Source organism: Sphingopyxis chilensis, from assembly GCF_035930445.1.
GTDB classification, from domain to species: Bacteria; Pseudomonadota; Alphaproteobacteria; order Sphingomonadales; family Sphingomonadaceae; genus Sphingopyxis; species Sphingopyxis chilensis.
The window spans coordinates 3461116-3487031 of record NZ_CP142394.1 but is presented as its reverse complement, the minus strand read 5'-3'; the positions used below and the strand labels follow the sequence as shown (position 1 = coordinate 3487031).

Sequence of the window (25916 nt, the reverse complement as noted above, 5' to 3'; positions counted from 1 at the left end):
CCCTCCGGTAAAATGATACCCGTCGCTCAATAATCGTCATCCTCGTCCGCGTCTTCGGGGCGGAGGACGCGCGGGTCGATGCCGAGCGCGGCGGCGAGCAGCGCGGGATCGGGCGGCGCGGGGGTGCCGCGATCCTCGCCCATATAGGCGGCGTCCTCGGCGAGGCTGAGCAGCCGCGCGAGGATCAGCGCGGGGCCGTCGAAATGCTGCACCGCCTCACGCCCGTCGCGCCAGTCGCCGAAGCGCACGGGATCGCGGCGGCGGAGGATGAACTGGGTCAGCCGCTCGTCATAATAGCGCCGCTCGCCGATCTGTTCGCCCCGATAGAAGACGGGGCGCGACACGCCGTGGACCGCGCGCGACAGCGCGGCGTCGGCGAGCCGCCGCACCCCCATGTCGAGCGCCGCGTCCCACGCGAGGCGGAACGCCTGCGCCTCGGGCCGGCGGCGGAGGTTGTAGGCGGCGGTGGCCGAGACGCCGACCGCGGCGGCCGCCTGCACAACGCAGGCAGTTTCGGCGAGCGCCTCGATAAAGCCGACCTGCCGCTCGGGCGTCCAGCCGTCGTGGCGCGCGCGCAGCGCCACCGGGGCGAAGGCCGCGGGGGCGTGGGAAGGGGCCGGCGCGGCATCGTCGTGCGGCGCGGCGGGGCGAGGGGGGATTTTTTCCTGCTTCATCGGGCAGGATGAACCACGAACGGATAATGTAGGACAGCGATTTCGGCGCGGCGCCGTGCGAAATAGGATCGCGCCGCGCGCCTCACCCCCGCCCCGGCCGGAGCATCGGGGTCAGCACCGGCGAGGTTGCGGTGCGGATCTCGCCGGTGATTTCGAAACCGAAACGGCGGTAGAGCGGGATGTTGCGCGGGTTCGAGCTTTCCAGATAAGCGGCGCGGCCGTCGGCGTCGATCACCGCGATCGCCGCCTCCATCAGCGCGGTGCCGAGCCCGCGGCCGCGATACGCCGGATCAGCGGCGATCAGCGGCAGATACCAGACCGGCTCCTGGGGGTGAAAGCGGTCCATCTGTTCGACGAACGCGTCCAGTTCGGCCTTGCGGTGCGGCGGCGTCTGTTCATCCATGATCGCGGCCATGACCTCGCCGTCGGGCGCGACGCCGGGCGGCAGCCAGGTCGCGACCGCGGCGCCGTCGTCGGCGACGAACGCCGTTCCATGCGCGAACGCCGCCCCGCCGAAGGCGCCGAAGAATTCGTGACGGCGGCTCATATAGGTCGCGGCGTCGGGCGAGGCCCAGCGCGCCACCGGGTCGGCCGAAAAGCCGAGCACCAGCGTGTGGAGCAGCCGCGCCTTGTCCGCGGGTTTGCCGATCGTGATCGTCGCCATGTCTGCTCTCCTCTCTCGTCGGGGCGCCGCGCTCAGTCGCCGGGCGGCGTCAGCGCCCAGCGGCCGTGCTCGACATGCGTGGTCTTGCCGACAACGCTTTCCATCAGCAAGATTTCCCGCACCGTCCATGCGATCGGCGGCAGTTTCAGCGCGCCGAACGTCTGCGAACCCAGCCGGTCGCCGCGATAGTTGATCGTGATGTGCGGTTCGGGCGTGGTGCCGTCCATGATCGGCGCCTTTTGCGTCAGCAGATGGTTGACCAGCGCCTTCTGGAACGCCCGCGCCTCGGCCAGCGGATCCCGCGTGCGCAGCGTCACCGCCTTGCGGTTCTCGATCCGGTCGAAGTGGAGCGGGAAAGGCGGCGAGGCGAAGCTGTCCAGCGCGGCGATGGTCGCGGGCAGCCACTCGGGCGGCGCATAATGGAGGTCGTAGAGCGAGATGAGCGTGACATGGAGAAGATCGGGTCCGCGCCCGGGATCGTTGCGCGGCAGCGCGACGATCAGCGCCTGCACCTCCGGCGGCGGCTTGGCCATGACGTAGAGGGGGTTCCGGGCGCGCATGGGTGGGAGTGTAGCATGGTGTGGGCGTGGGGACGACGGCGCGGGCTCTTCATTCAAAGGCAACCCGGAATCTTTGCGTTAGTCACCACAATTCCGGTGATCTCGGTTAAACCAAGATTTGTTCTTCAACCCGCTTTATGCCGAGGGGAGAGATTTCTACCATCTTTGACTTATCATCATATTCCAAAAGCTTGGCTTTATGGGCTTTTCTGAGGACATCCCGTCGAAACACAGACGCATTGGAGTGCTCAATGTAGTCCACCAGCGTCGCCTCGGCCATTGGCTCAACTTCACTGTATAGCATGAGTAGCGCTTTATTGAGCATGGGTAGCCCAGGAATTAGAATCCGCTTTTTGTTACCCGTCTTCCAAACCACGTCGATATGCCTGTCGGTGAGAGATTCGACAATGCGTGTGGCTTCGTCAGTGGGAACTCCATGAAATATCCTAATAAACTCGCCAACGATCCATTTCGCCATATGGAGGACGCACACGGCGTCCATATGGGATGGGTCGACGTCCCCACCGATATGGCCCACGTTTCGCCCGTTTCTGATTTCGTAGAGCGCCACGATCATGCGCGGTATCTGAAGACGAACCGACCGGCCGAAGCTCACCGGCGCATTCTCTAGCTTCTGGCAATCTGGCAGCATCCTGTCCGGCTTTTTCGGTATGCTCGGATAAGTGCCGTCAACATGCCCTTTTAGGATTGCATAGCTGGCCTCGCATAGCTTTCCGCCATTCAACTCTGCGGGTTCCCATCGCCGCTCGCGAAAATTCCTCTCAATCTCTTTATACCGCTTAAAGAGCTCGTCCTCGTATGCATCGGGAACATTGAGAAGGAGCTTTTTCATGCGCCAGCGCCCATTTTGTGTTCGACGTAATTCTCTCCGCCAACAGCGACTTTGAGGTTGCTTTGATCAGAGGTGTCGAGCCAACCCTCTACGCCAGCCTTGCTAAGCGCATTTGCCAAGTTCGCTGGGACTTGCCAAGACAGGTGTTTGTAGAACGTATAAACTTGAGAAATGTTTACCGCTTCGATTTCAAGAATTTTGCTTATATAATATACTGCCACCAGCCCCTTTTCTAAATGATTTTTAGGGTTCTTCTTATTTGAGAAGTCTATAGCAGATTCTTTTCCATTCGGCATCAGGTTTAACTGTTTATCGATGGATATTACGGACTTAGCCTTCTTTGAGGGCTTTGGGCTACCACTCTTCTTCCCGCTCGAGTGTTTTGGTGGCGCCTCCGAAGGGGTTGCCGGTTTCGCGGCGGACGGATTTTGAGCGGGGGATTGTTTATTGAATTTCGAATTGGCCCAAGTCAAAACGCGCTGCTTGGCGTCCTCGGGTAGCGAAGCAAGGGCGGCATCAATTGCCTTCATGGCATCTATTTCATCCATACCTACTCTCCACAGTAGGCGCCTATTGATTAAGGCGCTCGACCAAATCTTTCGCAAATTTTCGTCCGGGAGCGGTTAGCTTTACGGTGTAATCGCCGCCCGGCTTTGGATCCATCACAACCTTTGGTTTCAAAGACTTGAGGTGAGCGGCAAAGTTTTTATTGTCGTAGCAGCCGTGGTCTATGCAAGTCTCTTTAATTCTCTCAGCAGAAACTTCTTCCGTGCCAGATAGGTGCTCTCCGTAAAGCAAGACAAGGGTGGTGTTCCGGGTTACCTCAGCTTTCGAGGAGCCAGGGATCTCTGCAATTACCTTTAATCGATCATTGTGCCTGGCAAAGACATTGTCATATTCACTGTCTGGGCCATTGCTCGAAAGGTGACTTGCGGGCTCGCTGGTCTTTTGTGCATTCCGGGAGGGGGGTGGATTAGCGCTTGTTGTAACCAGCAGGTGCTGCCAGCGATCAACAACGCTTTGAACGAAATCGGCGCCGCCCTCGGCTGCGACAACAGAGCCGCCAACTTCTAGATGAATTTTAACGGTCATCTACATCCCTCCATATCTCATAGGTAAAGTCGAAACTCGACTAGTTGACCTTAACTCGCTGTTTGTAACATTTTCAGATGCGTTAAGCGCGTTGTCAATATGAATCTTGCATGCCCAATTTATGTGGGATTTTTCCGAGATATCTGCACTCAATAGGTGTCGGTGAAACCATGCAAAGCTGGCGTCAGGTGGGCAGTACAAGTTTTTTTGGATAAAAAAGACCTAAAATCAATTATATAAAATTATCAACGTTTGACTGCGTATCGCCAGCGTTGCATGGTTTCGCCGACACCTAATGAAACGGGGCCCGATAGGGCCCCGTAGAATGCTGTAGTGGTGGATTTAGTAATGTCTAAATCGGAGACAAATTGCGATTAGAGGTGCGTGATTCTCAATCATGCTCCCGCCCACCCGCGCCCATATACAGCTCGCGCCCCGTGTCCTCATAGACTTGGCTCATTTCCGCCATGCCCTTCTCGGCCTCCTCCGCGGCGATGAAGCCGGCGCTGTCCTGATTTTGCAGCTTCGCGAAGTCGCGGACTTCCTGGCTGATCTTCATCGAGCAAAACTTAGGACCGCACATGCTGCAGAAATGCGCCGACTTGGCGCCCTCGGCGGGGAGCGTCTGGTCGTGGTATTGCTCGGCGGTGTCGGGGTCGAGCGACAGGTTGAACTGGTCGCGCCAGCGGAATTCGAAGCGCGCTTTCGATAGCGCGTCGTCGCGGACCTGGGCTGCGGGGTGGCCCTTGGCGAGGTCGGCGGCGTGCGCGGCGAGCTTGTAGGTGACGACGCCGACCTTCACATCGTCGCGGTCGGGCAGGCCCAGATGCTCCTTGGGGGTGACGTAGCAGAGCATCGCGGTGCCGTACCAGCCGATCTGCGCGGCGCCGATGCCGCTGGTGATATGGTCGTAGCCCGGCGCGATGTCGGTGGTGAGCGGCCCGAGCGTGTAGAAGGGCGCCTCGCCGCACGCTTCCAATTGCTTGTCCATATTCTCCTTGATCTTGTGCATCGGGACGTGGCCCGGGCCCTCGATCATCACCTGCACATCCTGTGCCCAGGCGCGCTTGGTGAGCTCGCCCAGCGTGTAGAGCTCGGCGAACTGCGCCTCGTCGTTCGCGTCATAGATGCTGCCGGGGCGGAGGCCGTCGCCGAGGCTGTAGGCGACGTCATAGGCCTTCATGATCTCGGTAATCTCGTCGAAGCGTTCGTAGAGGAAGCTTTCCTTGTGATGCGCGAGGCACCATTTCGCCATGATGCTGCCGCCGCGCGACACGATGCCGGTCATGCGCTTTGCCGCGAGGGGGACGTAGGGCAAACGAACACCCGCATGGATGGTGAAATAGTCGACTCCTTGCTCGGCCTGCTCGATCAGCGTGTCGGCAAAGATCTCCCAGGTCAGATCCTCGGCGATGCCGCCCACTTTCTCGAGCGCCTGATAGATGGGGACGGTGCCGATCGGGACGGGCGAATTGCGGATGATCCATTCGCGCGTGTCGTGGATGTTGCGGCCGGTCGACAGGTCCATGACGGTGTCGGCGCCCCAGCGGATCGACCAGACCATCTTGTCGACCTCGGCCGCGACGTCGCTGGCGACCGCGCTGTTGCCGATATTGGCGTTGATCTTGACGAGGAAGTTGCGGCCGATCGCCATCGGTTCGGATTCGGGGTGGTTGATGTTGCTGGGGATGATCGCGCGGCCGCGCGCAACCTCGTCGCGGACAAACTCAGGAGTGACATAGTCGGGGATGCTGGCGCCGAAGCTTTCGCCGTCGCGCTTATATTCGGCGAGGCGGGCGCGGCCGAGATTTTCGCGCTCGGCGACATATTCCATCTCGGGCGTGATGATGCCGCGGCGGGCATAGTGCATCTGACTGACGTTCTGACCCGGCTTGGCGCGGAGGACCTGGCGGCGGACATTGGGGAAGGCGGGGACTCCTCCAGAGCGATCCGGGCCGAGCTGGCCGTTGTCCTCGGGCTTCACCTCGCGCTGGGTGACTTCTTCGACGTCGCCGCGGCCGCGGATCCAGTCGGCGCGAATCTCGGGGAGGCCGGCGTTGATGTCGATCGTGGCGTTGGCGTCGGTGTAGGGTCCCGACGTGTCATAGACGCGGACGGGGGGCTCGCCCGAATGCGGGTCGAGGTCGATCTCGCGCATCGCGACGCGGATGCCGCTGCCGGTCTGCGTCGCGACGTGAATCTTGCGGCTGCCGCGGATGGGGCCGGTGGTGACGCCGATGGGGGTTGCGGCGCTCTTGTCGAGGCGGGAATCGATGTCGGCCATGTGCAGTCGCTCCATTTTTATCGGAGCGAGAATGGGATTCCGGCTTAGGAACGCCAACCCTCCCTCCGCCGGTATTAGCCGGATCAGGTTCAACGGGTCGCGGTCTATTCCGCTCTCAACCGGCCCTTGCAGACGCGGCTCCCCGGGGATGGAGGGGTTATAGGGGCCGGGGGATGCGCTGTCCATTGATGATGGGGATGGTGCGATGGTAATGAGCGGCGAGGGAGAGATTCATGCGGATCATGGCGGCGGTTCTATCGGTCCTGCTGGTGGCGGCGAGCCCGGCGGCGACGGTCGACGATCTCGGCTGGCTCGCCGGCGACTGGGTGAGCGAGGCGGACGGGCGCTGGACCGAGGAAAGCTGGGCGCCCGCGCGCGGCGGGGTGATGCTGGGGCACAGCCGCTCGGGGCGCGACGAGGCATTGCGCGAGTTCGAATTTCTGCGCATCGCGCGCGGCGACGACGGCGCGCTCGCCTATATCGCGATGCCGCAGGGCGGGGCGCCGGTCGTGTTCCGGCTGGTGCGGCAGGAGGGGACAAGCGCGACCTTCGAGAACGCCGCGCACGATTATCCGCAGCGCATCGCCTATGTTCGGGGCGGCGACACGCTGACCGCGACGATCTCGGCGATCGACGGGTCGAAGCCGCGTAGCTGGAGCTATCGGCGGCGCTGATGGACAAGACGGGACGGTTGTTCGCGATCATCGACGGGCTGCGCCGGCGGCGGCGGCCGGTGACGGCGGAGGTGCTGGCCGAGGAGCAGGGCGTGTCGGTGCGCACCCTCTATCGCGACATCCAGGCGCTGATCGCCCTGGGCGCGCCGATCGAGGGGGCGGCGGGGGTCGGCTATGTGCTGCGCCCCGGATTTTTCCTGCCGCCGCTGATGTTCACCGCCGACGAGCTGGAGGCGCTCGTGCTCGGCGCGCGCTGGGTCGAGGGGCGGCAGGACGGATCGCTGTCGCGCGCCGCGGGGCTGGCGCTCGCCAAGATCGCGGCGGCGAGCCCCGACGAACTCAAGCAGCGGATCGACGAGGCGGGGCTGTGGCCGGTGAACAGCCAGTGGCGCGAGAGCGATGCGCCCCTGCTCGCGACGGTGCGCGATGCGATGCGCGCGGAGAAGGTGCTGCACATCGACTATGCCGACGAGCGCGGCAAGGCGACGGCCCGCGCGATCTGGCCCGCGGCGCTCGCCTATTATGAGGAGAAGCAGATCATCGCGGCCTGGTGCCTGCTGCGGCAGGATTACCGCAGCTTTCGCATCGACCGCATCGTCGCGGCGCGGATCGGCGAGACCGGCTTCGGGCGGCGGCGCGCGGTGCTGATGGCCGATTGGTGGCGGCGCAACGGCTGGGACGACGCCTCCTGACATGATCCGTCAGGGGGGTGGGCTATCCCCTTCGGGAGAGCGGCGCCGGCGGACGGCGCGCACCCGACCGGAGGATAGGAAATGCTGAAAACCCATCATGGTTCGTGCCACTGCGGCGCCGTCAAGTTCGAGGCCGACATCGACCTCGAGGCGGGGACGGGCAAATGCAATTGTTCGATCTGTACCAAGAAGCGGGGCTGGAACGCGCAGATCAAGCCCGAGGCATTTCGCCTGCTGACCGATCCCGCGGCGCTGTCCGACTATCAGTTCGGGTCGAACAGCGCGCATCATGTCTTTTGCAAGGCGTGCGGGGTGTCGGCGTTCGGTCATGGCTATGTCGAGGAGATCGGCGGCGCCTATGTTTCGGTGTCGATCGCGTGCCTCGACGATCTGACTCCGGCCGAAATGGCGGCGCTGCCCGTGACCCATATGGACGGCGCGGGCAATAATTGGTGGAACCCGCCCGCCGTCACCGCGCATATGTGAGGGGGCGCGGCTGGTTTGCTGAAGCGTCGGCTTCGGGGTGGGGATCGTCGTTCCCGCTTTCGCGGGAATGACGAAGTAAGAAGTAGAACAGCAGCTTCCGGTCGATAACGGACACCCCGACGAAAAAGGGCGGCCCCGCGGGACCGCCCTTGTTTCGTTCGTCCTGGCTGAAAGCGTCAGGCTGCCTTGGGCAGCGCCGCCTTCGCCTGCGCGATGATCGCGGTGAATACGCCGCCTTCGTTCATCGCGAGGTCGGCCATGACCTTGCGGTCGAGTTCGATTCCGGCGAGCTTCACGCCGTGCATGAACTGCGAATAGGTCAGGCCTTCGGCGCGAACCGCGGCGTTGATGCGCTGGATCCACAGGGCGCGGAAGCTCCGCTTCTTTACCTTGCGGTCGCGGTAAGCATATTGGCCCGCCTTTTCGACGGCCTGCTTGGCGATGCGGATCGTGTTCTTGCGACGGCCATAATAGCCCTTCGCCTGATCCAATACGCGCTTGTGCTTGGCGCGCGTGGTGACGCCGCGTTTGATGCGTGACATGGTCTAGCGCTCCTTACTTCAGGCCGTAGGGCGCCCAGAGGCGCACATGGGCCGCGTCCGAATCGCTGAGCACGCTGGTGCCGCGGTTGGTGCGGATATATTTCGAGTTGTGCGACATCAGGCGGTGGCGCTTGCCGGCGACGCCGTGCTTCACCTTGCCCGAGGCGGTGAATTTGAAGCGTTTCTTCACACCGCTCTTGGTCTTCATCTTGGGCATTTTGGTCTCCTTTGAAGTCCGTTTGCGTATCGGCCTGGCAGCCCTTTCAGCCAGCCGACACAATCGGAAGCGGGGCGCTTAGGGGGATTCGCCCGGAAATGCAAGCTTGGAAGCCGATTAAAAGCTCGCGCCGTCGACCTTCTGGATCTGGAGCGCGTCGAGATCGGCATCGGGCACGCAGCGCAGGTTCACCGCGGCCATCTTTGCGCCGTCGGGGGCGATGCCGACCGAAAAACTCTGGCAGCCGCAGTCGGAGCAGAGTTGATGGTCGATATTATGCTTGTTGAACTTGTACGACGCGAGCTTGTCACTGCCGCTCTCCAGACGAAACCGGTCGATCGGCACGAAGGTCAGCAGGAAGCCCTTGCGCCGGCAATGCGAGCAGTTGCAACTCATCGCCGTGTCGGGAATGTCGCCCTCGACCGTATAGGTCACCGCGCCGCAATGGCAGCTGCCTTCATAAGCCATGTCCGTTCCTCCCCTTGTCAGTGGTGGCAGGCGAGTCCTTCGATCACATCCTCGAGCCGCGCCGGATCGCCCAGTGCGATGACATGGCCCGCGCTCTCGCTATGCAGCGGGTCGCCGTTCCAGTCGCACATCGTCCCGCCCGCACCCTCGACGATCGGCACGAGCGCGGCGAAGTCGTGGAGCTTCAGCCCCGCTTCGACGACGAGGTCGATATGGCCGCTCGCGAGCAGGCCATAGTTGTAGCAGTCGCCGCCGAAGAGCATCCGCTTGTGCGACGTCTTTGCCGCGAGCGCCATGAAATGCTCGCCGTCATGGTCGCTGAAATATTGCGGGCCGGTCGTCGCGAGAACGGCGTCGGACAGGCTGCGGCAGGCGCGCGTTGTCGCGGGCACGCCACTGAACAAGGTCGGATGCCCCGTTGCGCCGACCCAGCGCTCGCCCGAGATCGGCTGGTCGATGATCCCGATCAGCGGCCAGCCATCCTGCAGCAGCGCGATCAGCGTGCCGAAGATCGGGCGGCCGGCCATGAAGCTGACCGTGCCGTCGATCGGGTCGAGCACCCATTGGCGCGCGGCCTCGGGACGCTCGGCGCCATATTCCTCGCCGATGATGCCGTCGCGCGGCGCCTCGGCATCGAGCAGGCGGCGCATCGCGGCTTCGGCGGCGCGGTCGGCTTCGGTCACCGGGGACGCGTCAGCCTTGGCTTCGTGGGCCCAGTGCGAACGAAAAAGCGGGCGAATCGCTTCGCCCGCGGCGTCGGCGAGGCGGTTGGCGAGAGCAAGGTCAGAGGTAATCGACATCGCCCCCCGCTAGCCCAGCCCGGCCCGCGCCGCCAGTCCGCAGCGCACATATCGCGCCCTTCGGTACGTCATTATATCGATTTTACAATATTCATATAAACTGTAAAATCACGCCGATGCCGGGCGAGTTTCCTCTCGATGCGATCGTCGCGACCTTCGCGCGCTATGGGCTGCGCAAGGCATCGATGGAGGATATCGCCGCCGCGCTCGGCGTCTCGCGGCAGGCGCTTTATCTGCGCTACGGATCGAAGGGTGCGTTGATCGGCTGGGCGACGAAGGCGCTGATCGACGCGTCGCTCGCCGCCGCGCTCGCGAGCATCGAACAGCCGGCGAAAACGCTCGCCGACCGACTGGTCGATGCGCTCGACGCGTGGGTGGGGCGGCATATGGCGGCGCTCCATGCCTCGCCGCATGGCGCCGAGATCGTCGCCATGCTCCAGCGCGATCCGTCCGATGCGGTGCGCACCGCCGAACGCCGGCTGGTCGCCGCGATAGCCGAGGCGATCCGCCTGAGCGGCCCGGGATCGGCGGTCGCGCGCGCGGGCAGCATGGCGCAGGCCCTATGCTGGACGGCGCGCGGGCTCGTCCACGCCGTGCCCGACCATGCGAGTTTCCGGAGGCAGATGGAGCATATCGTCGGCGCGCTCGTCGCGCGCTGACGCATCAGTCGAAGAGCGAGGAGACGCTCGTTTCGTCGGCGATGCGCTTGATCGCTTCGCCGAGCAAGGGCGCGACGGTGAGCGCGCGGACCTTGCCGCTGTCGTTCACCGCGTCGGTCGGCTGGATCGAATCGGTGATGACGAGCTCGGTGAGTTCGCTCGCATCGACGCGCGCGACCGCGCCGCCCGACAGCACGCCGTGCGTGCAATAGGCGACAACACCCTCGGCGCCCGCGGCTTTCAGCGCGGCGGCGGCGTTGCAGAGCGTGCCCGCCGAATCGACGATATCGTCGATCAGGATGCAGAAGCGGCCCGAAACGTCACCGATGATGTTCATCACTTCCGATTCGCCCGCGCGCTCGCGGCGCTTGTCGACGATCGCGAGCGGGGCGTTGTCGAGGCGCTTCGCCAGCGCGCGTGCGCGCACCACGCCGCCGACGTCGGGCGAGACGACCATCAGATTCTTGCCGCCGAAGCGCGCCTGGATGTCGGCGCTCATCACCGGCGCAGCATAGAGATTGTCGGTCGGGATGTCGAAGAAGCCCTGGATCTGCCCGGCGTGAAGGTCGATCGCGAGGACGCGATCGGCACCCGAGGTGGTGATCAGGTTCGCGACGAGCTTCGCCGAGATCGGCGTGCGCGGGCCGGGCTTGCGGTCTTGGCGGGCATAGCCAAAATAGGGGACGACCGCGGTGATGCGCTTCGCCGAGGCGCGGCGCAGCGCGTCGTTGATGATGAGCAATTCCATCAGATTGTCGTTCGCGGGGAAGTTCGTCGGCTGGACGACGAAGACGTCCTGGCCGCGGACATTCTCGTGAATTTCGACGAACACCTCTTCGTCGGCGAAGCGGCGCACGCTCGTGTCGGTCAGCGGCAGTTCGAGATAGTCCGCGATCGCACGGGCCAGCGGCAGGTTGCTGTTGCCGGAGATGAGTTTCATGGCGTGCAAGGCCCTTTCGCGCGGGTGGGATTGCGCGCCCCTTAGCCACCCTGGGCGGAGAGGGGAAGGGTCTAGTTGCTTCGCCGCCATTGCCCCGGCGCCGCGGGCGGAATATGGGCAAGGCATGACCTCGCCCGAAACGCTTACCATCGTCCTTTCGCAGATGACGCAGGCGGTCGGCGATCTTGCCGCCAATGCCGATGCGATGCGTAGCGTTCGCGCGCGGCATAAGGACGCCGACCTGATCCTCTACCCCGAGTTCCAGCTGATCGGCTATCCGCCCGAGGATCTGGTGCTCAAACCCGCGCTCGCCGAGCGCGCGACGAAGCTGCTCGCCGATCTGGCGGCGGAAACCGCTGATGGGGGCCCGGCGATGCTCGTCGGGTCGGTCGAGCGGGAGGGGGAAGCGCTCTATAATATCGTCGCCTTGCTCGATGACGGCAAAATCGTCGCGACGCGGCGCAAGCATGAACTGCCCAATTACGGCACCTTCGACGAAAAGCGCATCTTCGCGCCGGGGCCGTTGCCCGACGTCGTCGAATGGCGCGGGGTGAAGCTCGGGCTGCCGATCTGCGAAGATGGCTGGCTGCCGAAGGTGAGCTCACATCTTGCCGCGCAGGGCGCCGAGCTGCTGATATCGGTCAACGGCAGCCCCTATGAGATCGACAAGGACGAGCGCCGCCTTGCCCAAGTCTTCGCGAGCCGCGTCGCCGAAACGAAGCTGCCGCTGATCTTCCTCAACCGCATCGGCGGGCAGGACGAGCTGGTGTTCGACGGCTGCTCCTTCGTCCTCAACGACGATGGATCGACCGCGCACCGGCTAACCGACTGGGAGAGCGAGGAGCGCGTCACGCGCTGGACGAATGCGGGCGACGGGCGCTGGACCTGCGAACCCGGTGCGATCGCCGAATGGGAAGCGCACCCCGCCGACATCTATAGCGCGATGATCCTCAGCTTGCGCGACTATGTCGAACGCAATCGCTTTCCCGGCGTGGTGCTCGGCCTGTCGGGCGGGATCGATTCGGCGATCTGCGCCGCGATCGCCGCCGATGCGCTGGGCCCCGACAAGGTCTGGTGCGTGATGCTGCCGAGTCGCTTTACCAGCGAAGAGAGCCTCGACGATGCGGCCGGATGCGCGCGCATGATCGGGTGCAGGCTCGACACGATCCCGATCGTTCCCGCAGTCGAGGCGTTCGACGTGATGCTTGCCGGCAGCTTCGCCGACAAGCAGGTCGACATCACCGAAGAGAATGTCCAGTCGCGCATCCGCGGTGTGACGCTGATGGCGCTCAGCAACAAATTCGGCCCGATGCTGCTGACAACGGGCAACAAGAGCGAGATGAGCGTCGGCTATGCGACCATCTATGGCGACATGGCGGGCGGCTACAACCCGCTGAAGGACGCGTACAAGATGACGGTCTTTGCGATCGCGAAGTGGCGCAACGAAAATGTCCCGCGCCTGTCGCGCAACCCGGTCACGCCGGTGATGCCCGACAATATCGTCACCAAGCCGCCGAGCGCCGAGTTGCGCCCCGACCAGAAGGACGAGGACAGCCTGCCGCCCTACGCCGATCTCGACCGGATGCTCCATATGCTCGTCGAAGAGGAAGCGAGCGTCGATGATGTCGTGGCGAAATATGGTTTCGATCGCGACGCCGTGGCGCGGATCGAGCGCCTCCTGATGCTCGCCGAATATAAGCGACGCCAGGCGCCGCCGGGGGTCAAATTGTCGACGCGCAATTTCGGGCGCGACCGGCGCTATCCGATCACGCACGGGTTTCGGACTGCATGATCGCCGCACTCTTGCTCCTGTTTCTGGCCGAGCCGGAAACCGCCCCCGAGCGCTCCTGCGAATATTGTGCAGCAATCTTCGCTGACGTTCGTCTCAATGCGATGATCGGGAACGGCAATGTGGAGGTGAGCACGGAGTGGGCCATGGGCCGTAACGGCGATGATGTCGTGATCCAGGTTGAGGATATGTCTTGCCCTGACGGACGAAAAAGCAAGACGTGCAGCTTCACGCTACGCCGAATGCTGACCCGCAACGGCGTCGCGGTAACCGATCCGGCCTTACCCGAACGCCTGCGTTGTATCGCCATATTGAAATGGGTGGAGGCTCGCGATGGAGCCGGATGGGGTGTCAAACATGATCCTCCGCGCCGCATCGGTCATTCGCGCACATCAATGACCTGCCGGCGCCCAAGAGAAACATCATGACCGTCGTTACCCGCTTCGCCCCCTCGCCGACCGGCAGCCTGCATGTCGGCAATGTCCGCACCGCGCTCCACAACTGGATGTGGGCGCGCAAGCATGGCGGGCGCTTCCTGCTGCGCATCGACGATACCGACCTCGAGCGGTCGAAGGAGGAATATGTCGAGGGCATCCGCGCCGACCTCGCGTGGCTGGGGCTCGATATCGACGGCGAGGAGCGGCAGTCGGCGCGCTTTGCGCTTTATGAGCGCGAGTTTGAAAAACTCAAATCGGACGGGCGCGTCTATGCCTGTTACGAGACGCCCGAGGAACTCGACATCCGGCGCAAGGTGCTGCTGTCGCGCGGGCTGCCGCCGGTTTACGAGCGCCGCCCCGAGGGGGCGCCGGTGCCCGAAGGCGTGGCGCCGCACTGGCGTTTCCGGCTCGACCATGATGCGCCGATCGAGTGGACCGACATGGTCCGCGGCCCGCAGCATTTCGAGCCGAAGACCATGTCCGACCCCGTCGTGCGCCGGGCCGACGGCAGCTGGCTCTATCTGCTGCCGAGCGTGATCGACGATATCGCGATGGGGATCACGCATGTCGTGCGCGGCGAGGACCATGTGTCGAACACCGCGGCGCAGATCCAGATGTTCGACGCGCTCGGGGCGAAGCCGCCCGAATTCGCGCACGAAGCGCTGCTCGTCGGGACCGAGGGCAAATTGTCGAAGCGGCTCGGCTCGCTCGGCATGGCGAGCCTGCGCGATGAGGGGATCGAGCCGATCGCGCTCGTCGCTTTGCTCGCGCGGCTCGGCACCAGCGATCCGGTCGAGCCGGTGACGACGCCCGCGCCGCTGATCGAGAGCATCGATTTTACGCGCTTCGGCCGCGCTCCCGCGCGCTTCGACGAAGCCGAGCTGGTGCTGCTGAACCAGAAGATCCTGCATCACACCGATCATTCCGCGGTCGCCGGGCGACTCCCCGCCGCGATCACCGAAGCGCGCTGGAACGCGATTCGCCCGAATGTGATGACGGTCGCCGAGGCGGCCGAGTGGCTGCCCGTGTTCGAGGGCCCCTTCGCACCACCGCCTGCCGAAGCGGCCGACCGCGCGGTGCTCGACGCGGCGGCGGCTGCCGTGCCGGATATCGACTGGACGAATGATCCCTGGCACGCGCTGACCGGCGCGGTGAAGGCGGCGACGGGCGCGAAGGGCCGCGCGCTGTTCCTGCCGCTGCGCCGCGCGCTGACGGCACGCGATCACGGGCCCGACATGGCCGAGCTGCTGCCGCTGATCGACAAGAGCGAGGCGTCCGCGCGGCTTTCGGCCGCATAGGCGCGAATCGCCCGGCCGATTGATTCTTGCTTACCGATCCGCTTGACAAGTGACGTGATGTTATAATATCACGTCATTCTGACCTGGCCGGAGACGACGGTCAGAACGCCGCGGGGCCGGGTCGACAGGCAAGGAGAGATGCCATGACCTTGATACCCTTGATTTCGGCGATTGTGGCCACGCCCGAGGCGGCGACGGTGCCGGCCGGTGCCCGTCAAGCCCTGCAACCACGCAACAGCTATGGCGCCGGCCAGAGTCACCGGCCGGTTGCCGCTTTGCTTGCCGTGGGATTGCCGGCGGCGCTCGTCGTCGCGGTTGCCTTGTCACCGATGGTCGTCGAGCCCGGACCGCGGAGCGTCCCGCTGATCGGCACGATTATCGACCTGCCGACGCCGCCCCCGCCGCCGCCCGAGGTGGTCGAGGATGCCAAGCCTACGCCGAAAACCTCCTCTGCCAGCGACACGGTCGAGCCGATCGTCAAGACGATCCCGCTTGGCGACGATCGCGTCGAGCCGGGGCCGGTGATCGTCGACCTGCCGCGCATAGATCCCGGCCCGCCCGTGCCGCCTGTCGATCCGCCCGCGCCGCCCAAGCTCGTGCTCGCCGACGTCGATCCGCGTTTTGCCGGCGCCTTCCAGCCCGATTATCCGGCGCGCGAGCAGCGCGGGGGGATCGAGGGTGTGGCGAAGGTCCGCGTGCTGATCGGTGCCGACGGGCGGGTCAAGGCGGTCGAGCTGATCAGCGCCGACAGTCCGGGCTTCTTTGAAGCGACGAAGCGGCGCGCGCTCGCCAAATGGCGTTTCAAACCCGCGACGCGCGGCGGGGTGCCCGAAGAAAGCTGGAAGGTGATGACCGTCCGCTTCGAGATAAAGAACGCCTGAACCCCTCCCGGGCGGGCGGCCGATCTTGCCGCCCGCCCTTCGCTTTCGCTTGACAGAAAGGCCGAATCCCGCCAAAGGCGCCCGGATATTGAGGGGCGGCGCGGCGTCGCGCGGCCCTTTCATGTTTTTCACACCAACGTCGGGGCCCATAGTCCCGCCGCATCCATCGGGCCTCCGGCGGATGTGCAGTCATTTCGAGGAACAGGGCCATGGCCAAGCCGACGACCGTCAAGATCAAGCTGGTGAGCACCGCCGACACGGGCTTTTTCTATGTCACGAAAAAGAACCCGCGCACGATGACCGAAAAAATGACGGTGCGGAAATACGACCCGCGTGCGCGCAAGCACGTCGAGTTCAAGGAAGCCAAGATCAAGTGAGGCGTTTCCCGCGCGGCTGAGCTGCGCGGTTTGAAATGCGTCATCCCGGCGATGACCGGGATCCGGGAGGGCGGCCGCGTGCCGCCCTTTTTTGCGTTTCGGATGGCGGCTTCGGGGTGGTGAGCTGCCGTTCCCTTGTTCGTCATCCCGGACTTGATCCGGGATCCACTGCGGCGCTGACGTCGTGGACCCCGGATCAAGTCTAACGAGCCACGCGTCTCGTTAGAGGTTGACGAGGGGAGAGAGAGAGAGCCGCTTCCGGTCGAAACTCGTCAGAATTGATAGGCGAGCCCGGCGCCGAAAAGCCATTGGTCGGCGCTGCCGACGTCGGCCACGATGGGCGATTTGGCGAAGCGCGAGCCGATTCGGCCATATTGTGCGCCGCCGATCAGCGTGAACCCCTTTCTGAGGTCACCCGACAGCGCATAGGCGCCCGCGATTCCAACCGTATATTTGCCCGCAGTCGCCTTGCGGCCCGCGCCGTCATAGACGGGAAGCCCGCTCGCGGCGCTGTCCGCTGCGTCGATGTCGTAATAATAGCGGCCGAAACCCTTGCCATAGAAATTGACCGACGCCGACACGCCGACATAGGCGCGTTTCGACAGCGGGGTACCATAATCGATCGTCGGCGATGCGGTCCAGCTGCCATGGCGGCCCGAGATATCCTTCGACGCCGACATGCGAAAGCTGACCTGATCATAGGCGCTGGTGATGACCCCGGTATGGCTGACGCCGGCGAACAGCCCCATTTCAACCGCGAGTTTGCGCTTGCCGAGCGCCGCGACCTGCGGGTCGTCGATCTTGCCGGTGCGGTCGCCGCGCAGGCTGATCGTCGGCCCGAATTTGAAATCGGTTTTTTGCCCGCGCCGCTGGCGGATCAAATCGACCTGGAAATTGGTGCCGCGCGTCGAGAAGGAATAGCCGCTGATCCGCCCGCGCAGGTAAAAGGCGGGCAGCGTGCGGCGATCGTCCGAGCCGTTATATTTGGGCGTGTTGAGCACCCCGGCGGCGATCGCGAAATAGTCGCGCGACCATGTGCGTTCGGGATCGTCGTCCTGCGGCCGCGCGGGAGGCAGCAGGATATTCTCGTCGATGTCGCTATCCTGGAGATAGCGAGCGGGCGCATCCTCGACGCCCGTCGCGAGCGCCGTGTCGGCCGCGGAGGCCGGGAGATCGTAAGAGAGCGGCACGTCTTCGGCGGCAGCGGGGACGGCGATGGCTGCGGCGATGAAAGGGATGAAGAGCGGAAACGAGCGCGTTATGCGAAGCAGCTTGGTCAAATCGGGCATAAGCGTCCGGTTCCTGTATATTTTGCCCCTCTTTACGGGGGTGTAAGTAAACAACGCATCATTGCAACGGCTTCGTCTTGCCGACCGCCGCATTTCGCCGCATGTGGCTTTCATGCCACGATGCTTCTTCGCCGCCTTGATATTCCTCCGCAGCGCCATTGGTTCCCTCCGGCGACCCCGGCGTGCGTGCGCATGAGCCGGATCCCGCGCCTGATCGGCTATGGCTTCATGGCCGCGGCCGCGTTGCTGGCGGCGGCGATGAAGAAGGAGGGGGTCGAGGCGATCGGTCCGCTGCCCGCGGTCGCGGTCGCGCTTTTCCTCGGCATGGTCGGGGTGATGCTGGTGTTTACCGACCTGATGGTGCGCGGGCTTTATGCGCAGGTCGATGCGGCGAAACGGCGCGAGGACGAGCGCGGCGACTGATCCCTTTTCGTTCGACACCCCATGCCGTTGCCAGTATGACGGCGTGATGACTGATCGCCCGCATACGCCGCTGCTCGACACGGTGGATGTCCCCGCCGACCTCCGCAAGCTGAAGCCCGAAGACCTCCGCCAGTTCGCCGACGAATTGCGCGCCGAGATGATTTCTGCGGTGGGCACGACGGGCGGGCATCTGGGTTCCGGCCTCGGCGTCGTCGAGCTGACCACCGCGCTCCATTATGTGTTCGACACCCCGCGCGACAAGATCGTGTGGGACGTCGGGCACCAATGCTATCCGCACAAGATCATCACCGGGCGGCGCGACCGCATCCGGACCTTGCGGACCGGCGGCGGCCTCAGCGGTTTTACCAAGCGCAGCGAGAGCGAGTACGACCCGTTCGGCGCGGCGCACAGCTCGACGTCGATCAGCGCGGCGCTGGGTTTCGCGGTCGCGAACAAGCTGACCGGCGCGCCTGGGCGCGCGATCGCGGTGATCGGCGACGGGTCGATGTCGGCGGGCATGGCCTATGAGGCGATGAACAATGCGAAGCAGGCGGGCAACCGGCTGATCGTCATCCTCAACGACAATGACATGTCGATCGCGCCGCCGGTCGGAGGGCTTTCGGCCTATCTGGCGAAGCTGGTGTCGTCGCGCCCGTTCGTCGAATTGCGCGAAATCGCGCGGCGCTTCGCGCGCAAGCTGCCCGAGCCGCTGCACAAGGCGGCGAAGAAGACCGACGAGTTCGCGCGCGGCATGGCGATGGGCGGGACGCTGTTCGAGGAGCTCGGCTTTTATTATGTCGGGCCGATCGACGGGCATAATCTCGAGCATCTGATCCCCGTGCTCGAAAATGTCCGCGACAGCGAGCATGGCCCGGTGCTGATCCACGCGGTGACCAAGAAGGGCAAGGGCTACGCCCCCGCCGAGGCCGCCGCCGACAAATATCATGGCGTCCAGAAATTCGACGTCATCACCGGCGAACAGGCGAAGGCGCCGCCGGGACCGCCCGCCTATCAAAATGTCTTCGGCGAAACGCTCGCCAAGCTTGCCGATACCGATCCGCGCATCGTCGCGATCACCGCGGCGATGCCGTCGGGCACCGGCGTCGACAAATTCGCGAAAGCGCATCCGACGCGCAGCTTCGACGTCGGCATCGCCGAGCAGCATGCGGTGACGTTCGCGGCGGGATTGGCGGCGCAGGGGATGCGGCCTTTCGCGGCGATTTATTCGACCTTCCTCCAGCGCGCCTATGACCAGGTCGTCCACGATGTTGCGATCCAGAACCTGCCGGTGCGCTTCGCGATCGACCGCGCGGGGCTGGTCGGCGCCGACGGATCGACACATGCGGGGTCGTTCGACGTCACCTATCTGGCGACGCTGCCCAATTTCGTTGTCATGGCGGCGGCGGACGAGGCCGAACTCGTCCATATGACCTATACCGCGGCCGAATATGACGCGGGCCCCATCGCCTTTCGCTATCCACGCGGCAACGGCACGGGCGTGGCGCTTCCCGCGCTTCCCGAGAAGCTGGAGATCGGCAAGGGCCGCGTCGTGCGCAGCGGCAAGACTGTCGCGATCCTGTCGCTCGGGACGCGGCTTGCCGAGGCGCTCAAGGCTGCCGACACGCTGGAAGCAAGGGGCCTGTCGACGAGCGTGATCGACCTGCGCTTCGCGAAACCGCTCGACGAGGAGCTGATCCGCAAGGCGCTTGCCGGCCATGAGGTCTGCGTGACGATCGAGGAAGGCAGCATCGGCGGGCTGGGCGCGCATGTGCTGACGCTCGCGAGCGATGAGGGGCTGATCGACGCCGGGCTGAAGCTGCGCACGATGCGCCTGCCCGACGTCTTTCAGGATCAGGACAAGCCCGAACTGCAATATGACGCGGCGGGGCTCAACGCGCCGCAGATCGTCGATACGGTGCTGAAAGCGCTGCGCCACAACAGCGCGGGGGTCGAGGAAGCGGGCGCGCGGGCCTAGGTTGGACGCCCGGTCGGGGCGGGGGGGCACGCCATGGATTTCCTGAAACTCATCCAGTCGCTCGACGAGCTGCTGTACGAGGTCATGTCGTGGCTGATCTTCTATCCGGTCACGCTGTGGCGCGCGCTGACGCGGCCGCTGAAGATGATGGATTATTCGGAGTCCGAGCTCTCCGACCCCGCCGAGCGCCAATATACCGACACGATGTCGCCGCCCTTGTTCCTGATGCTGACGCTTGCGCTGACGCACGCCGCCGAGCTGTCGATCGTCGGGCAGAGCGAGACGGTGCTGCAAAAGACGGGGCTGGGCGGGCTGGTCAACGACGATTCGAGCCTGATCGTGATGCGCGTCGCCTTTTTCAGCATCTTTCCGCTGGCCATGGCGGCGCGGCTCGTGCGCGCGCGCAATGTGAAGCTCGACCGCGGCCCGTTGAAGCCGCCCTTTTACAGCCAATGCTATGTCGCCGCGCCCTTTTCGGCGATGGTCGGCATTTCGGGCATCCTGATGCAGCTGAAGCCGCTCGCCCCCCAGCTTGGCGGGATCGCGCTGCTCGCCTTCGCGCTGCTGTGGTTCGGGACCCTGCAGATATTCTGGTTCGCGCAGCACCTCAGGATCAGCTATTGGCGCGCTGCGGGCCATGCCTCGATCGCGATGGTCGAGGCGCTCGCGGCCTTCACCCTCTTTTCGCTGATGTTCCTGTGACCCTCAGGCAGCTTCGCGCGACGGGTCGGCGACATGCGCCGCCTCGATCGCGGCGCAGGTGAGGCAGGTGGCCGCTTCGTGTACGGCCGCCACCGGCGCGGCGTCCACCGCAACCGGCACGATCGTCGCCTGCGCGATCGCGCAGCGGCGCGGTTCCTCGCCGTCGCTTTCGGCCCAGACGTCGGCGCGGACGATTGCCTGGCGCTTGCCCGCCTTGATCACGCTGCCCTTCGCGCGCAGCCGGCTGCCCTTCGCAGGCGCGAGGAAGTTGATCATATAGCTGCCCGTCACCACGTCGCCGACGACGCTGCTCGCCGCCCATGCGCAGGCATTGTCGGCCATCAGCCCCACGATCGCGCCGTGCGCAAAACCGTGATGCTGGGTCATGTCGGGGCGGAGCGCGAGCAGCAGTTCGGATTCGCCGTCGAAGCAGCGCAGCGGTTCGACCCCGAGGAAGGCGGTGAAACCCGAGGCATCGACCGCGACGCGTTTCATATAGGCGACGGCCTCGTCGTTGCTCGCAAAGCGATGTCCGCGCATGGGGCGAATCCTGTTTAGTCTGGATTGCAGACATTATCGCCGCTTGCGCCGCTTCGCGTCAAGTCTTAAATCCAGACTATGAAGGATTATACGCCATCGCGGTCGCCGTGCGCGGTCGGCCGCGCCTCGCGCCTGCTTGGCGATCGCTGGGTGCTGCTGATCCTGCGCGAGGCGTTCTTGGGGGTCGACCGCTTCGAGGATTTTATCGCGCGGCTCGACATTTCGCGCGCGGCGTTGACGTCGCGGCTCGGCTGGCTGGTCGAAGCGGGCGTGATGGAACGCGTGCCGCCCGAGGGCAAGCGCGCCGTTTACCGGCTGACCGCGGCCGGATTGGCGCTGCGCCCGACCTATGATGCGATCAAGGCATGGGGCGACACATGGCTGCCGCGCGGAGCGGCGCTTGGCTGAGGTCGGTTAGCGGCCGCTTGCGGACATATAATTCGCCGTCACCCGGGCTTGACCCGGGGCCCATGACCGCGGCGCCGCAGTGGATCCCCGATCAGGTCCGGGATGACGAGGCTGGGTGGAGCGCCTTACGCGCCCGGGATCGCCGCCTGTGCGTCGCGGCCGTCGCCTTCGGGGGCGGCGAGGATGTCGCGGACGACGAGGCCCTTGTCGACGACCTGCGTGCCGGGGCTGCCGACTGCGCTGCGGATGCCCGGATCGGCGCGAGTGCCGTCGGCGGCGCCGATGATCTGCGTCTCGCTCGCGCTACGCTGCGACGCGCCGCCGAAGAGCGCGCGCAGCGTCTGTTCGGCGGTCGATTCGCCGCCGGGCCGCGCGGTGCCGGGCGCGGGCGGGGTCAGCGCGAAATCGGGCGGCACGACGAGCGGCGCCTGACGCGACACCATCATCTCGTCGGGGCGGTCGCGGCTGAACAGGCTGTTCGACCCGCAGGCCGACAGGGTGGTGGCGACGATCGAGGCAGCCAGGATGGCGGTGGTCCGGTTCACTTTAAACATACTCCCAATGCGCCCCGTTTACTCGGCGGACGGCTTGGCGTCCGCGTTCCCGGCCTTTTCGCCCAAGAGCAGCGCGCGCGCAACCAGCAAAAGCACGCCGAGCGTGATGCACGCATCGGCGACGTTGAAGATCATGAAAGGGCGGAAATCGCCGATATGCAGGTCGGCGAAGTCGACGACATAGCCGAAGCGCACGCGATCGACGATATTGCCGAGCGCGCCGCCGAGGATCATCGCGAGCGCGATCACGTCGCCCTTCGCCTGCTCGCGCGTCATCCAGAAGGCAACCGCGGCGGCGACGATCCCGGTCACCGCAACGAGCGTCCAGCGCGTCGTGTCGGTGCAGCTAGCGAACATCGACAGTGAAATGCCGCAATTTTCCGCCCAGGTCAGGTTGAAGAAGCCCGTGATCTCGATCTGCCCCTTGGGTTCCAGCGACAGCGGGACGGTGACGACCCATTTAGCGATCTGGTCGAGGATGAAGGCGGCGGCGGCGAAAATAAGGCCGAAGCGCAGATAGGGCGAACGTTGGCTGCTCATGCCGCGGTCAATACCGTGTCGCAGCGATTGCACAAGGCGCCGTCGGCGGTGACTTCGGGCAGGTGGCGCCAGCAGCGGCCGCATTTGTGGTTTTCGGTCGCCTTGATCGTGATGCCGTCATGCCCCGGCACAAGATGCACCGCTCCAGAAATGAAGGTTTCTGCCAAATAAGCCGGATCAAGGTCCCGGAGGATGGTGTCGAGATCGCTCATCGTTACTTCAGCTTCGAGGCTGGAACGCACGATCTTGTCACGACGCAAAGGTTCGATGGCTTCGGTGACTCGTGCGCGGACTTCGCGCAGTTCGGTATTCCGAACGACGAGATCCTTGTCACGCTCGAACGACGGTAGTGCCGGCCACTCCAGCAAATGCACGCTGCCCGCATCGGGATAGCGCGTACCCCACACTTCCTCAGCCGTGAACACCAGCACCGGCGCCGCGTAGCGGACGAGCGCGTGGAAGAGCGTGTCGAGCACGCTGCGATACGCGCGGCGGGTGTCGGTGCCGAGTGGGGCGGCGGGGCCGAGGTCGCAGTAGAGGACGTCCTTGCGGATGTCGAAATAGAAGGCCGAGAGGTCCTCGTTGCAGAAATCGGCGAGCAGGCGCGTGTAGGTATTGAAGTCGAAGTCATCGACCGCCTGATGCATCTTGGCGTCGAGATCGGCGAGAAGCGAGAGCATGTAGCGCTCAAGCTCGGGCATCGCCGCGACGTCGGTGACGCGTTCCTCTTCGGTGAAGCCGTCGAGCGCGCCGAGCAGGTAGCGGAACGTATTGCGCAGCTTGCGATACTGGTCGGCGACGCCCTTGAGGATTTCGTCGCCGATGCGATGGTCCTCGGTGAAGTCGACGCTCAGCGCCCACAGGCGGATGATGTCGGCGCCGTTGGTCTGCATCACCTTGACGGGATCGGTCGTGTTGCCGAGCGATTTCGACTGTTTGAAGCCCTTGCTGTCCATCGTGAAGCCGTGGGTCAGCACCGCCTTGTACGGCGCCTGTCCGCGCGTGCCGCAGCTTTCGAGCAAGGACGACTGGAACCAGCCGCGATGCTGGTCGCTGCCTTCGAGATAGAGGTCGGCGCTGTGGGTGCCGCCGTCGTGGCGGACGAGCGCGGGCCAGCGGCCGCTTTCGAGGACGAAGGCGTGGGTGCAGCCCGAATCGAACCAGACGTCGAGGATGTCCACGATGCGCTCGTAATCGGCGGCGTCATAAGCGTCGCCCAGATATTCCTGCGCGCGCGCGTCGCTCCATGCGTCGACGCCGCCCGCCTTCACCGCCGCGACGATGCGGTCGTTGACGGCGGGGTCGCTCAGATACTGGCCGGTCTTGCGGTCGACGAAGAGCGTGATCGGTACGCCCCAGGCGCGCTGGCGGCTGAGCACCCAGTCGGGGCGGTCCTTGACCATCGACCCGATGCGGTTGCGGCCCTTTTCGGGGACGAAGCGCGTGCGGTCGATCGCGTGCATCGCGGCCTGCCGCAGCGTCGGCGCGGCGCACAGATCCTCTTCGGCGGGGTTGATCGCGCCGCCTTCGGATTCCCAGCGCTGCTCGCGCGGCGCCTTGGGCTCGATATGCGTCATCACCCGGTCCATCGGCACGAACCATTGCGGGGTGCAGCGATAGATGACCTTGGCTTTCGAGCGCCAGCTGTGCGGATAGCTGTGCTTGTAATCTGCGCTGGCCGCGAGCAGCCCGCCGGCGTCGCGCAGGTCGGTGCAGATCGGGCCGTCGGGGGCGTTGAACTTCGGGTTGATGACGCTGCCCTGACCGCCGAGCCAGCCCCAGTCGTCGCGATATTTGCCGTCGCCCTCAACCGCGAACACGGGGTCGATGCCGTTCGCCTTGCACAGGTCGAAATCATCCTCGCCATGGTCGGGCGACATATGGACAAGCCCGGTGCCGCTGTCGGTGGTGACGAAATCGCCCGCAAGGAAGGGACGCGGGCGCGCGAAGAAGCCGCCGAGATGGTGCATCGGGTGGCGGGCGATGGTGCCGGCGAGGTCGGAGCCTCTGAAGATCTTCCGCTCTTCAAGTCCTAGCATGAAACGAGCGCCATCATCTGTGGTCCCGAGAGTCGCCTGAATTCTGTCCTCAACCTGCTTCAAGAGCGGTCGCGCGATCAGGATTCGGCCCCCCACAAGATGGCGTAGCGGGTGTGTTTGAACGGCAATATCGAGCCGTTGATCGCCAACTGTCGAACCACCCACCATCGGCTCAACCAGCACATACTCAACCTCTGGCCCGTAGGCGATCGCCTGATTGACCGGGATCGTCCAAGGCGTCGTCGTCCAGATCACCGCATGTGCGCCGACCAGCTCCGCGATCGGGCTCTCGACGATCTCGAACGCCACATCGATCTGCGTCGAGACGATATCCTCATATTCGATCTCGGCTTCGGCGAGCGCGGTCTTTTCGACCGGCGACCACATCACCGGCTTGGCGCCGCGATAGAGCATGTCGTTCGCCGCGAATTTGAGCAATTCGCGGACGATGGTGGCTTCGGCCTCATAATCCATCGTGAGGTACGGATGGTCCCAGTCGCCGCCGATACCGAGGCGCTTCAATTGCTCGCGCTGCGTGTCGACCCAATGCTGCGCATAGGCGCGGCATTCGGCGCGGAATTCTTCGACCGGAACCTCGTCCTTGTTGAGCTTTTTCTTGCGATACTGCTCCTCGACCTTCCACTCGATCGGCAGGCCGTGGCAATCCCAGCCGGGCACGTAAGGCGCGTCCTTGCCCTTCAGCGTCTGGGTGCGGACGACCATGTCCTTCAGGATATGGTTTAGCGCATGGCCGATGTGCATATCGCCATTGGCGTAGGGCGGGCCGTCGTGGAGGATAAACTGCTCGCGGCCCTTGCGGGCTTCGCGAATCTGGCCTTCGAGATTGCCCTCGAGCCATTTGGCGAGAATCGCCGGTTCCTTCTGCGGCAGGCCGGCCTTCATCGGAAAGTCGGTCTTGGGCAGGAAGACGGTGTCGCGGTAATCGCCAGTATCTTTGGCGCGCTGTTCGGCGGGTGCGGGCGTGTCGGTCATGGTGGCGGCGCTTAGCGCAGATTTGCGTGGGAGCAAAGGGAATGGGCGCGGAACGATGACCGCTTC

30 protein-coding genes and 1 riboswitch are annotated in these 25916 nt (G+C 64.6%); of the genes, 13 read left to right on the top strand and 17 right to left on the bottom strand.

Annotation, left to right across the window (positions count from 1 at the left end):
* Positions 1-26: 26 nt before the first annotated feature.
* The 7 genes from VSX79_RS16365 to thiC all read right to left on the bottom strand — a co-directional run bounded on the left by VSX79_RS16365 (position 27) and on the right by thiC (position 6127).
* On the bottom strand, positions 27-674 hold the full coding sequence (locus tag VSX79_RS16365; protein ID WP_326913877.1) for a hypothetical protein: 648 nt from the start codon (positions 672-674) through the stop codon (positions 27-29).
* An 82-nt stretch (positions 675-756) separates the two neighbouring features.
* Entirely contained in the window at positions 757-1338 is a 582-nt protein-coding gene (locus tag VSX79_RS16360) for a GNAT family N-acetyltransferase (RefSeq protein ID WP_326913876.1), read from the bottom strand.
* Between the two features lie 32 nt (positions 1339-1370).
* The gene (locus VSX79_RS16355; protein ID WP_326913875.1) at positions 1371-1871 is read right to left on the bottom strand and encodes a 2'-5' RNA ligase family protein; all 501 of its coding nucleotides are present in this window, start codon (positions 1869-1871) and stop codon (positions 1371-1373) included.
* Between the two features lie 133 nt (positions 1872-2004).
* Complete coding sequence (locus VSX79_RS16350) at positions 2005-2751, bottom strand: hypothetical protein (protein WP_326913874.1); 747 nt, start codon at positions 2749-2751, stop codon at positions 2005-2007.
* On the bottom strand, positions 2748-3299 hold the full coding sequence (locus VSX79_RS16345; RefSeq protein ID WP_326913873.1) for a hypothetical protein: 552 nt from the start codon (positions 3297-3299) through the stop codon (positions 2748-2750). Before VSX79_RS16345 ends, VSX79_RS16350 begins: the two co-directional genes overlap by 4 nt.
* Before the next feature lie 22 nt (positions 3300-3321).
* On the bottom strand, positions 3322-3843 hold the full coding sequence (locus VSX79_RS16340; protein WP_326913872.1) for a hypothetical protein: 522 nt from the start codon (positions 3841-3843) through the stop codon (positions 3322-3324).
* Between the two features lie 391 nt (positions 3844-4234).
* The gene (gene thiC / locus VSX79_RS16335) at positions 4235-6127 is read right to left on the bottom strand and encodes a phosphomethylpyrimidine synthase ThiC (RefSeq protein WP_326913871.1); all 1893 of its coding nucleotides are present in this window, start codon (positions 6125-6127) and stop codon (positions 4235-4237) included.
* A 43-nt stretch (positions 6128-6170) separates the two neighbouring features.
* Positions 6171-6282, bottom strand: a riboswitch (TPP riboswitch).
* 78 nt (positions 6283-6360) lie between these two features.
* Between thiC and VSX79_RS16330 the strand changes: the two genes are divergently transcribed.
* From VSX79_RS16330 to VSX79_RS16320, 3 genes are all read left to right on the top strand, one after another.
* On the top strand, positions 6361-6801 hold the full coding sequence (locus VSX79_RS16330) for a DUF6265 family protein (protein WP_326913870.1): 441 nt from the start codon (positions 6361-6363) through the stop codon (positions 6799-6801).
* Positions 6801-7493, top strand: coding sequence for a helix-turn-helix transcriptional regulator (locus VSX79_RS16325; protein ID WP_326913869.1), 693 nt, complete (start codon positions 6801-6803; stop codon positions 7491-7493). The genes VSX79_RS16330 and VSX79_RS16325 overlap by 1 nt, the downstream gene beginning before the upstream one ends.
* 81 nt (positions 7494-7574) lie before the next feature.
* The gene (locus tag VSX79_RS16320) at positions 7575-7979 is read left to right on the top strand and encodes a GFA family protein (protein WP_179493482.1); all 405 of its coding nucleotides are present in this window, start codon (positions 7575-7577) and stop codon (positions 7977-7979) included.
* A gap of 176 nt (positions 7980-8155) precedes the next feature.
* On the opposite strand, the gene rplT is transcribed toward VSX79_RS16320, so the two are convergent.
* The 4 genes from rplT to hisN form a co-directional block, all read right to left on the bottom strand.
* Entirely contained in the window at positions 8156-8521 is a 366-nt protein-coding gene (gene rplT, locus VSX79_RS16315; protein WP_167920066.1) for a 50S ribosomal protein L20, read from the bottom strand.
* Between the two features lie 13 nt (positions 8522-8534).
* Positions 8535-8738 (bottom strand): 50S ribosomal protein L35, encoded by a 204-nt coding sequence (gene rpmI / locus VSX79_RS16310; RefSeq protein WP_058803495.1) that lies wholly within the window; start codon positions 8736-8738, stop codon positions 8535-8537.
* A gap of 117 nt (positions 8739-8855) precedes the next feature.
* Positions 8856-9206: a GFA family protein gene (locus VSX79_RS16305; RefSeq protein ID WP_179493483.1), complete on the bottom strand. Its 351-nt coding sequence runs from the start codon at positions 9204-9206 to the stop codon at positions 8856-8858.
* 17 nt (positions 9207-9223) lie between these two features.
* Entirely contained in the window at positions 9224-10006 is a 783-nt protein-coding gene (hisN, locus tag VSX79_RS16300; RefSeq protein ID WP_179493484.1) for a histidinol-phosphatase, read from the bottom strand.
* Positions 10007-10122: 116 nt separating this feature from the next.
* Between hisN and VSX79_RS16295 the strand changes: the two genes are divergently transcribed.
* Complete coding sequence (locus tag VSX79_RS16295; protein WP_179493485.1) at positions 10123-10665, top strand: TetR/AcrR family transcriptional regulator; 543 nt, start codon at positions 10123-10125, stop codon at positions 10663-10665.
* Between the two features lie 4 nt (positions 10666-10669).
* Here VSX79_RS16295 and VSX79_RS16290 read toward each other — a convergent pair whose 3' ends face one another.
* The gene (locus VSX79_RS16290; RefSeq protein WP_179493486.1) at positions 10670-11605 is read right to left on the bottom strand and encodes a ribose-phosphate pyrophosphokinase; all 936 of its coding nucleotides are present in this window, start codon (positions 11603-11605) and stop codon (positions 10670-10672) included.
* A gap of 124 nt (positions 11606-11729) precedes the next feature.
* Here VSX79_RS16290 and VSX79_RS16285 point away from each other — a divergent pair, with 124 nt between their 5' ends.
* From VSX79_RS16285 to rpmG, 5 genes are all read left to right on the top strand, one after another.
* Positions 11730-13397, top strand: a complete 1668-nt coding sequence (locus VSX79_RS16285) for an NAD+ synthase (protein ID WP_326913868.1) — start codon at positions 11730-11732, stop codon at positions 13395-13397.
* Positions 13394-13822 (top strand): hypothetical protein, encoded by a 429-nt coding sequence (locus VSX79_RS16280; RefSeq protein ID WP_179493488.1) that lies wholly within the window; start codon positions 13394-13396, stop codon positions 13820-13822. The genes VSX79_RS16285 and VSX79_RS16280 overlap by 4 nt, the downstream gene beginning before the upstream one ends.
* Positions 13819-15129, top strand: a complete 1311-nt coding sequence (gene gltX / locus VSX79_RS16275) for a glutamate--tRNA ligase (RefSeq protein WP_179493489.1) — start codon at positions 13819-13821, stop codon at positions 15127-15129. The genes VSX79_RS16280 and gltX overlap by 4 nt, the downstream gene beginning before the upstream one ends.
* Positions 15130-15272: 143 nt before the next feature.
* Complete coding sequence (locus VSX79_RS16270; RefSeq protein WP_326913867.1) at positions 15273-16010, top strand: energy transducer TonB; 738 nt, start codon at positions 15273-15275, stop codon at positions 16008-16010.
* Positions 16011-16219: 209 nt separating this feature from the next.
* Positions 16220-16387, top strand: coding sequence for a 50S ribosomal protein L33 (gene rpmG / locus VSX79_RS16265; RefSeq protein ID WP_011543216.1), 168 nt, complete (start codon positions 16220-16222; stop codon positions 16385-16387).
* Positions 16388-16659: 272 nt separating this feature from the next.
* Here the strand turns inward: rpmG and VSX79_RS16260 are convergent, their stop codons facing one another.
* Complete coding sequence (locus VSX79_RS16260) at positions 16660-17676, bottom strand: MipA/OmpV family protein (protein ID WP_326913866.1); 1017 nt, start codon at positions 17674-17676, stop codon at positions 16660-16662.
* A 192-nt stretch (positions 17677-17868) separates the two neighbouring features.
* On the opposite strand from VSX79_RS16260, the gene VSX79_RS16255 reads away from it, so the two are divergent.
* The 3 genes from VSX79_RS16255 to VSX79_RS16245 are packed head-to-tail and all read left to right on the top strand — an operon-like array spanning position 17869 to position 20776.
* Positions 17869-18099, top strand: coding sequence for a hypothetical protein (locus VSX79_RS16255; RefSeq protein WP_179493492.1), 231 nt, complete (start codon positions 17869-17871; stop codon positions 18097-18099).
* A 46-nt stretch (positions 18100-18145) separates the two neighbouring features.
* The gene (gene dxs, locus VSX79_RS16250) at positions 18146-20074 is read left to right on the top strand and encodes a 1-deoxy-D-xylulose-5-phosphate synthase (protein ID WP_326913865.1); all 1929 of its coding nucleotides are present in this window, start codon (positions 18146-18148) and stop codon (positions 20072-20074) included.
* A gap of 33 nt (positions 20075-20107) precedes the next feature.
* On the top strand, positions 20108-20776 hold the full coding sequence (locus VSX79_RS16245; RefSeq protein ID WP_179493494.1) for a hypothetical protein: 669 nt from the start codon (positions 20108-20110) through the stop codon (positions 20774-20776).
* Between the two features lie 3 nt (positions 20777-20779).
* Here VSX79_RS16245 and VSX79_RS16240 read toward each other — a convergent pair whose 3' ends face one another.
* Positions 20780-21316 carry a PaaI family thioesterase gene (locus VSX79_RS16240; protein ID WP_179493495.1) on the bottom strand — a complete coding sequence of 179 codons (537 nt, stop codon included), beginning with the start codon at positions 21314-21316 and terminating at the stop codon, positions 20780-20782.
* A 78-nt stretch (positions 21317-21394) separates the two neighbouring features.
* Here VSX79_RS16240 and VSX79_RS16235 point away from each other — a divergent pair, with 78 nt between their 5' ends.
* Positions 21395-21724, top strand: a complete 330-nt coding sequence (locus VSX79_RS16235) for a winged helix-turn-helix transcriptional regulator (RefSeq protein WP_179493496.1) — start codon at positions 21395-21397, stop codon at positions 21722-21724.
* Between the two features lie 125 nt (positions 21725-21849).
* On the opposite strand, the gene VSX79_RS16230 is transcribed toward VSX79_RS16235, so the two are convergent.
* Genes VSX79_RS16230 through VSX79_RS16220 form a run of 3 tightly spaced genes read right to left on the bottom strand, consistent with a single transcriptional unit; the run spans position 21850 to position 25850 of the window.
* On the bottom strand, positions 21850-22269 hold the full coding sequence (locus VSX79_RS16230; protein WP_326913864.1) for a DUF3035 domain-containing protein: 420 nt from the start codon (positions 22267-22269) through the stop codon (positions 21850-21852).
* A gap of 27 nt (positions 22270-22296) precedes the next feature.
* Positions 22297-22818: a signal peptidase II gene (gene lspA / locus VSX79_RS16225; protein ID WP_326913863.1), complete on the bottom strand. Its 522-nt coding sequence runs from the start codon at positions 22816-22818 to the stop codon at positions 22297-22299.
* Positions 22815-25850: an isoleucine--tRNA ligase gene (locus VSX79_RS16220; RefSeq protein WP_326913862.1), complete on the bottom strand. Its 3036-nt coding sequence runs from the start codon at positions 25848-25850 to the stop codon at positions 22815-22817. The genes lspA and VSX79_RS16220 overlap by 4 nt, the downstream gene beginning before the upstream one ends.
* Positions 25851-25916 lie beyond the last annotated feature (66 nt).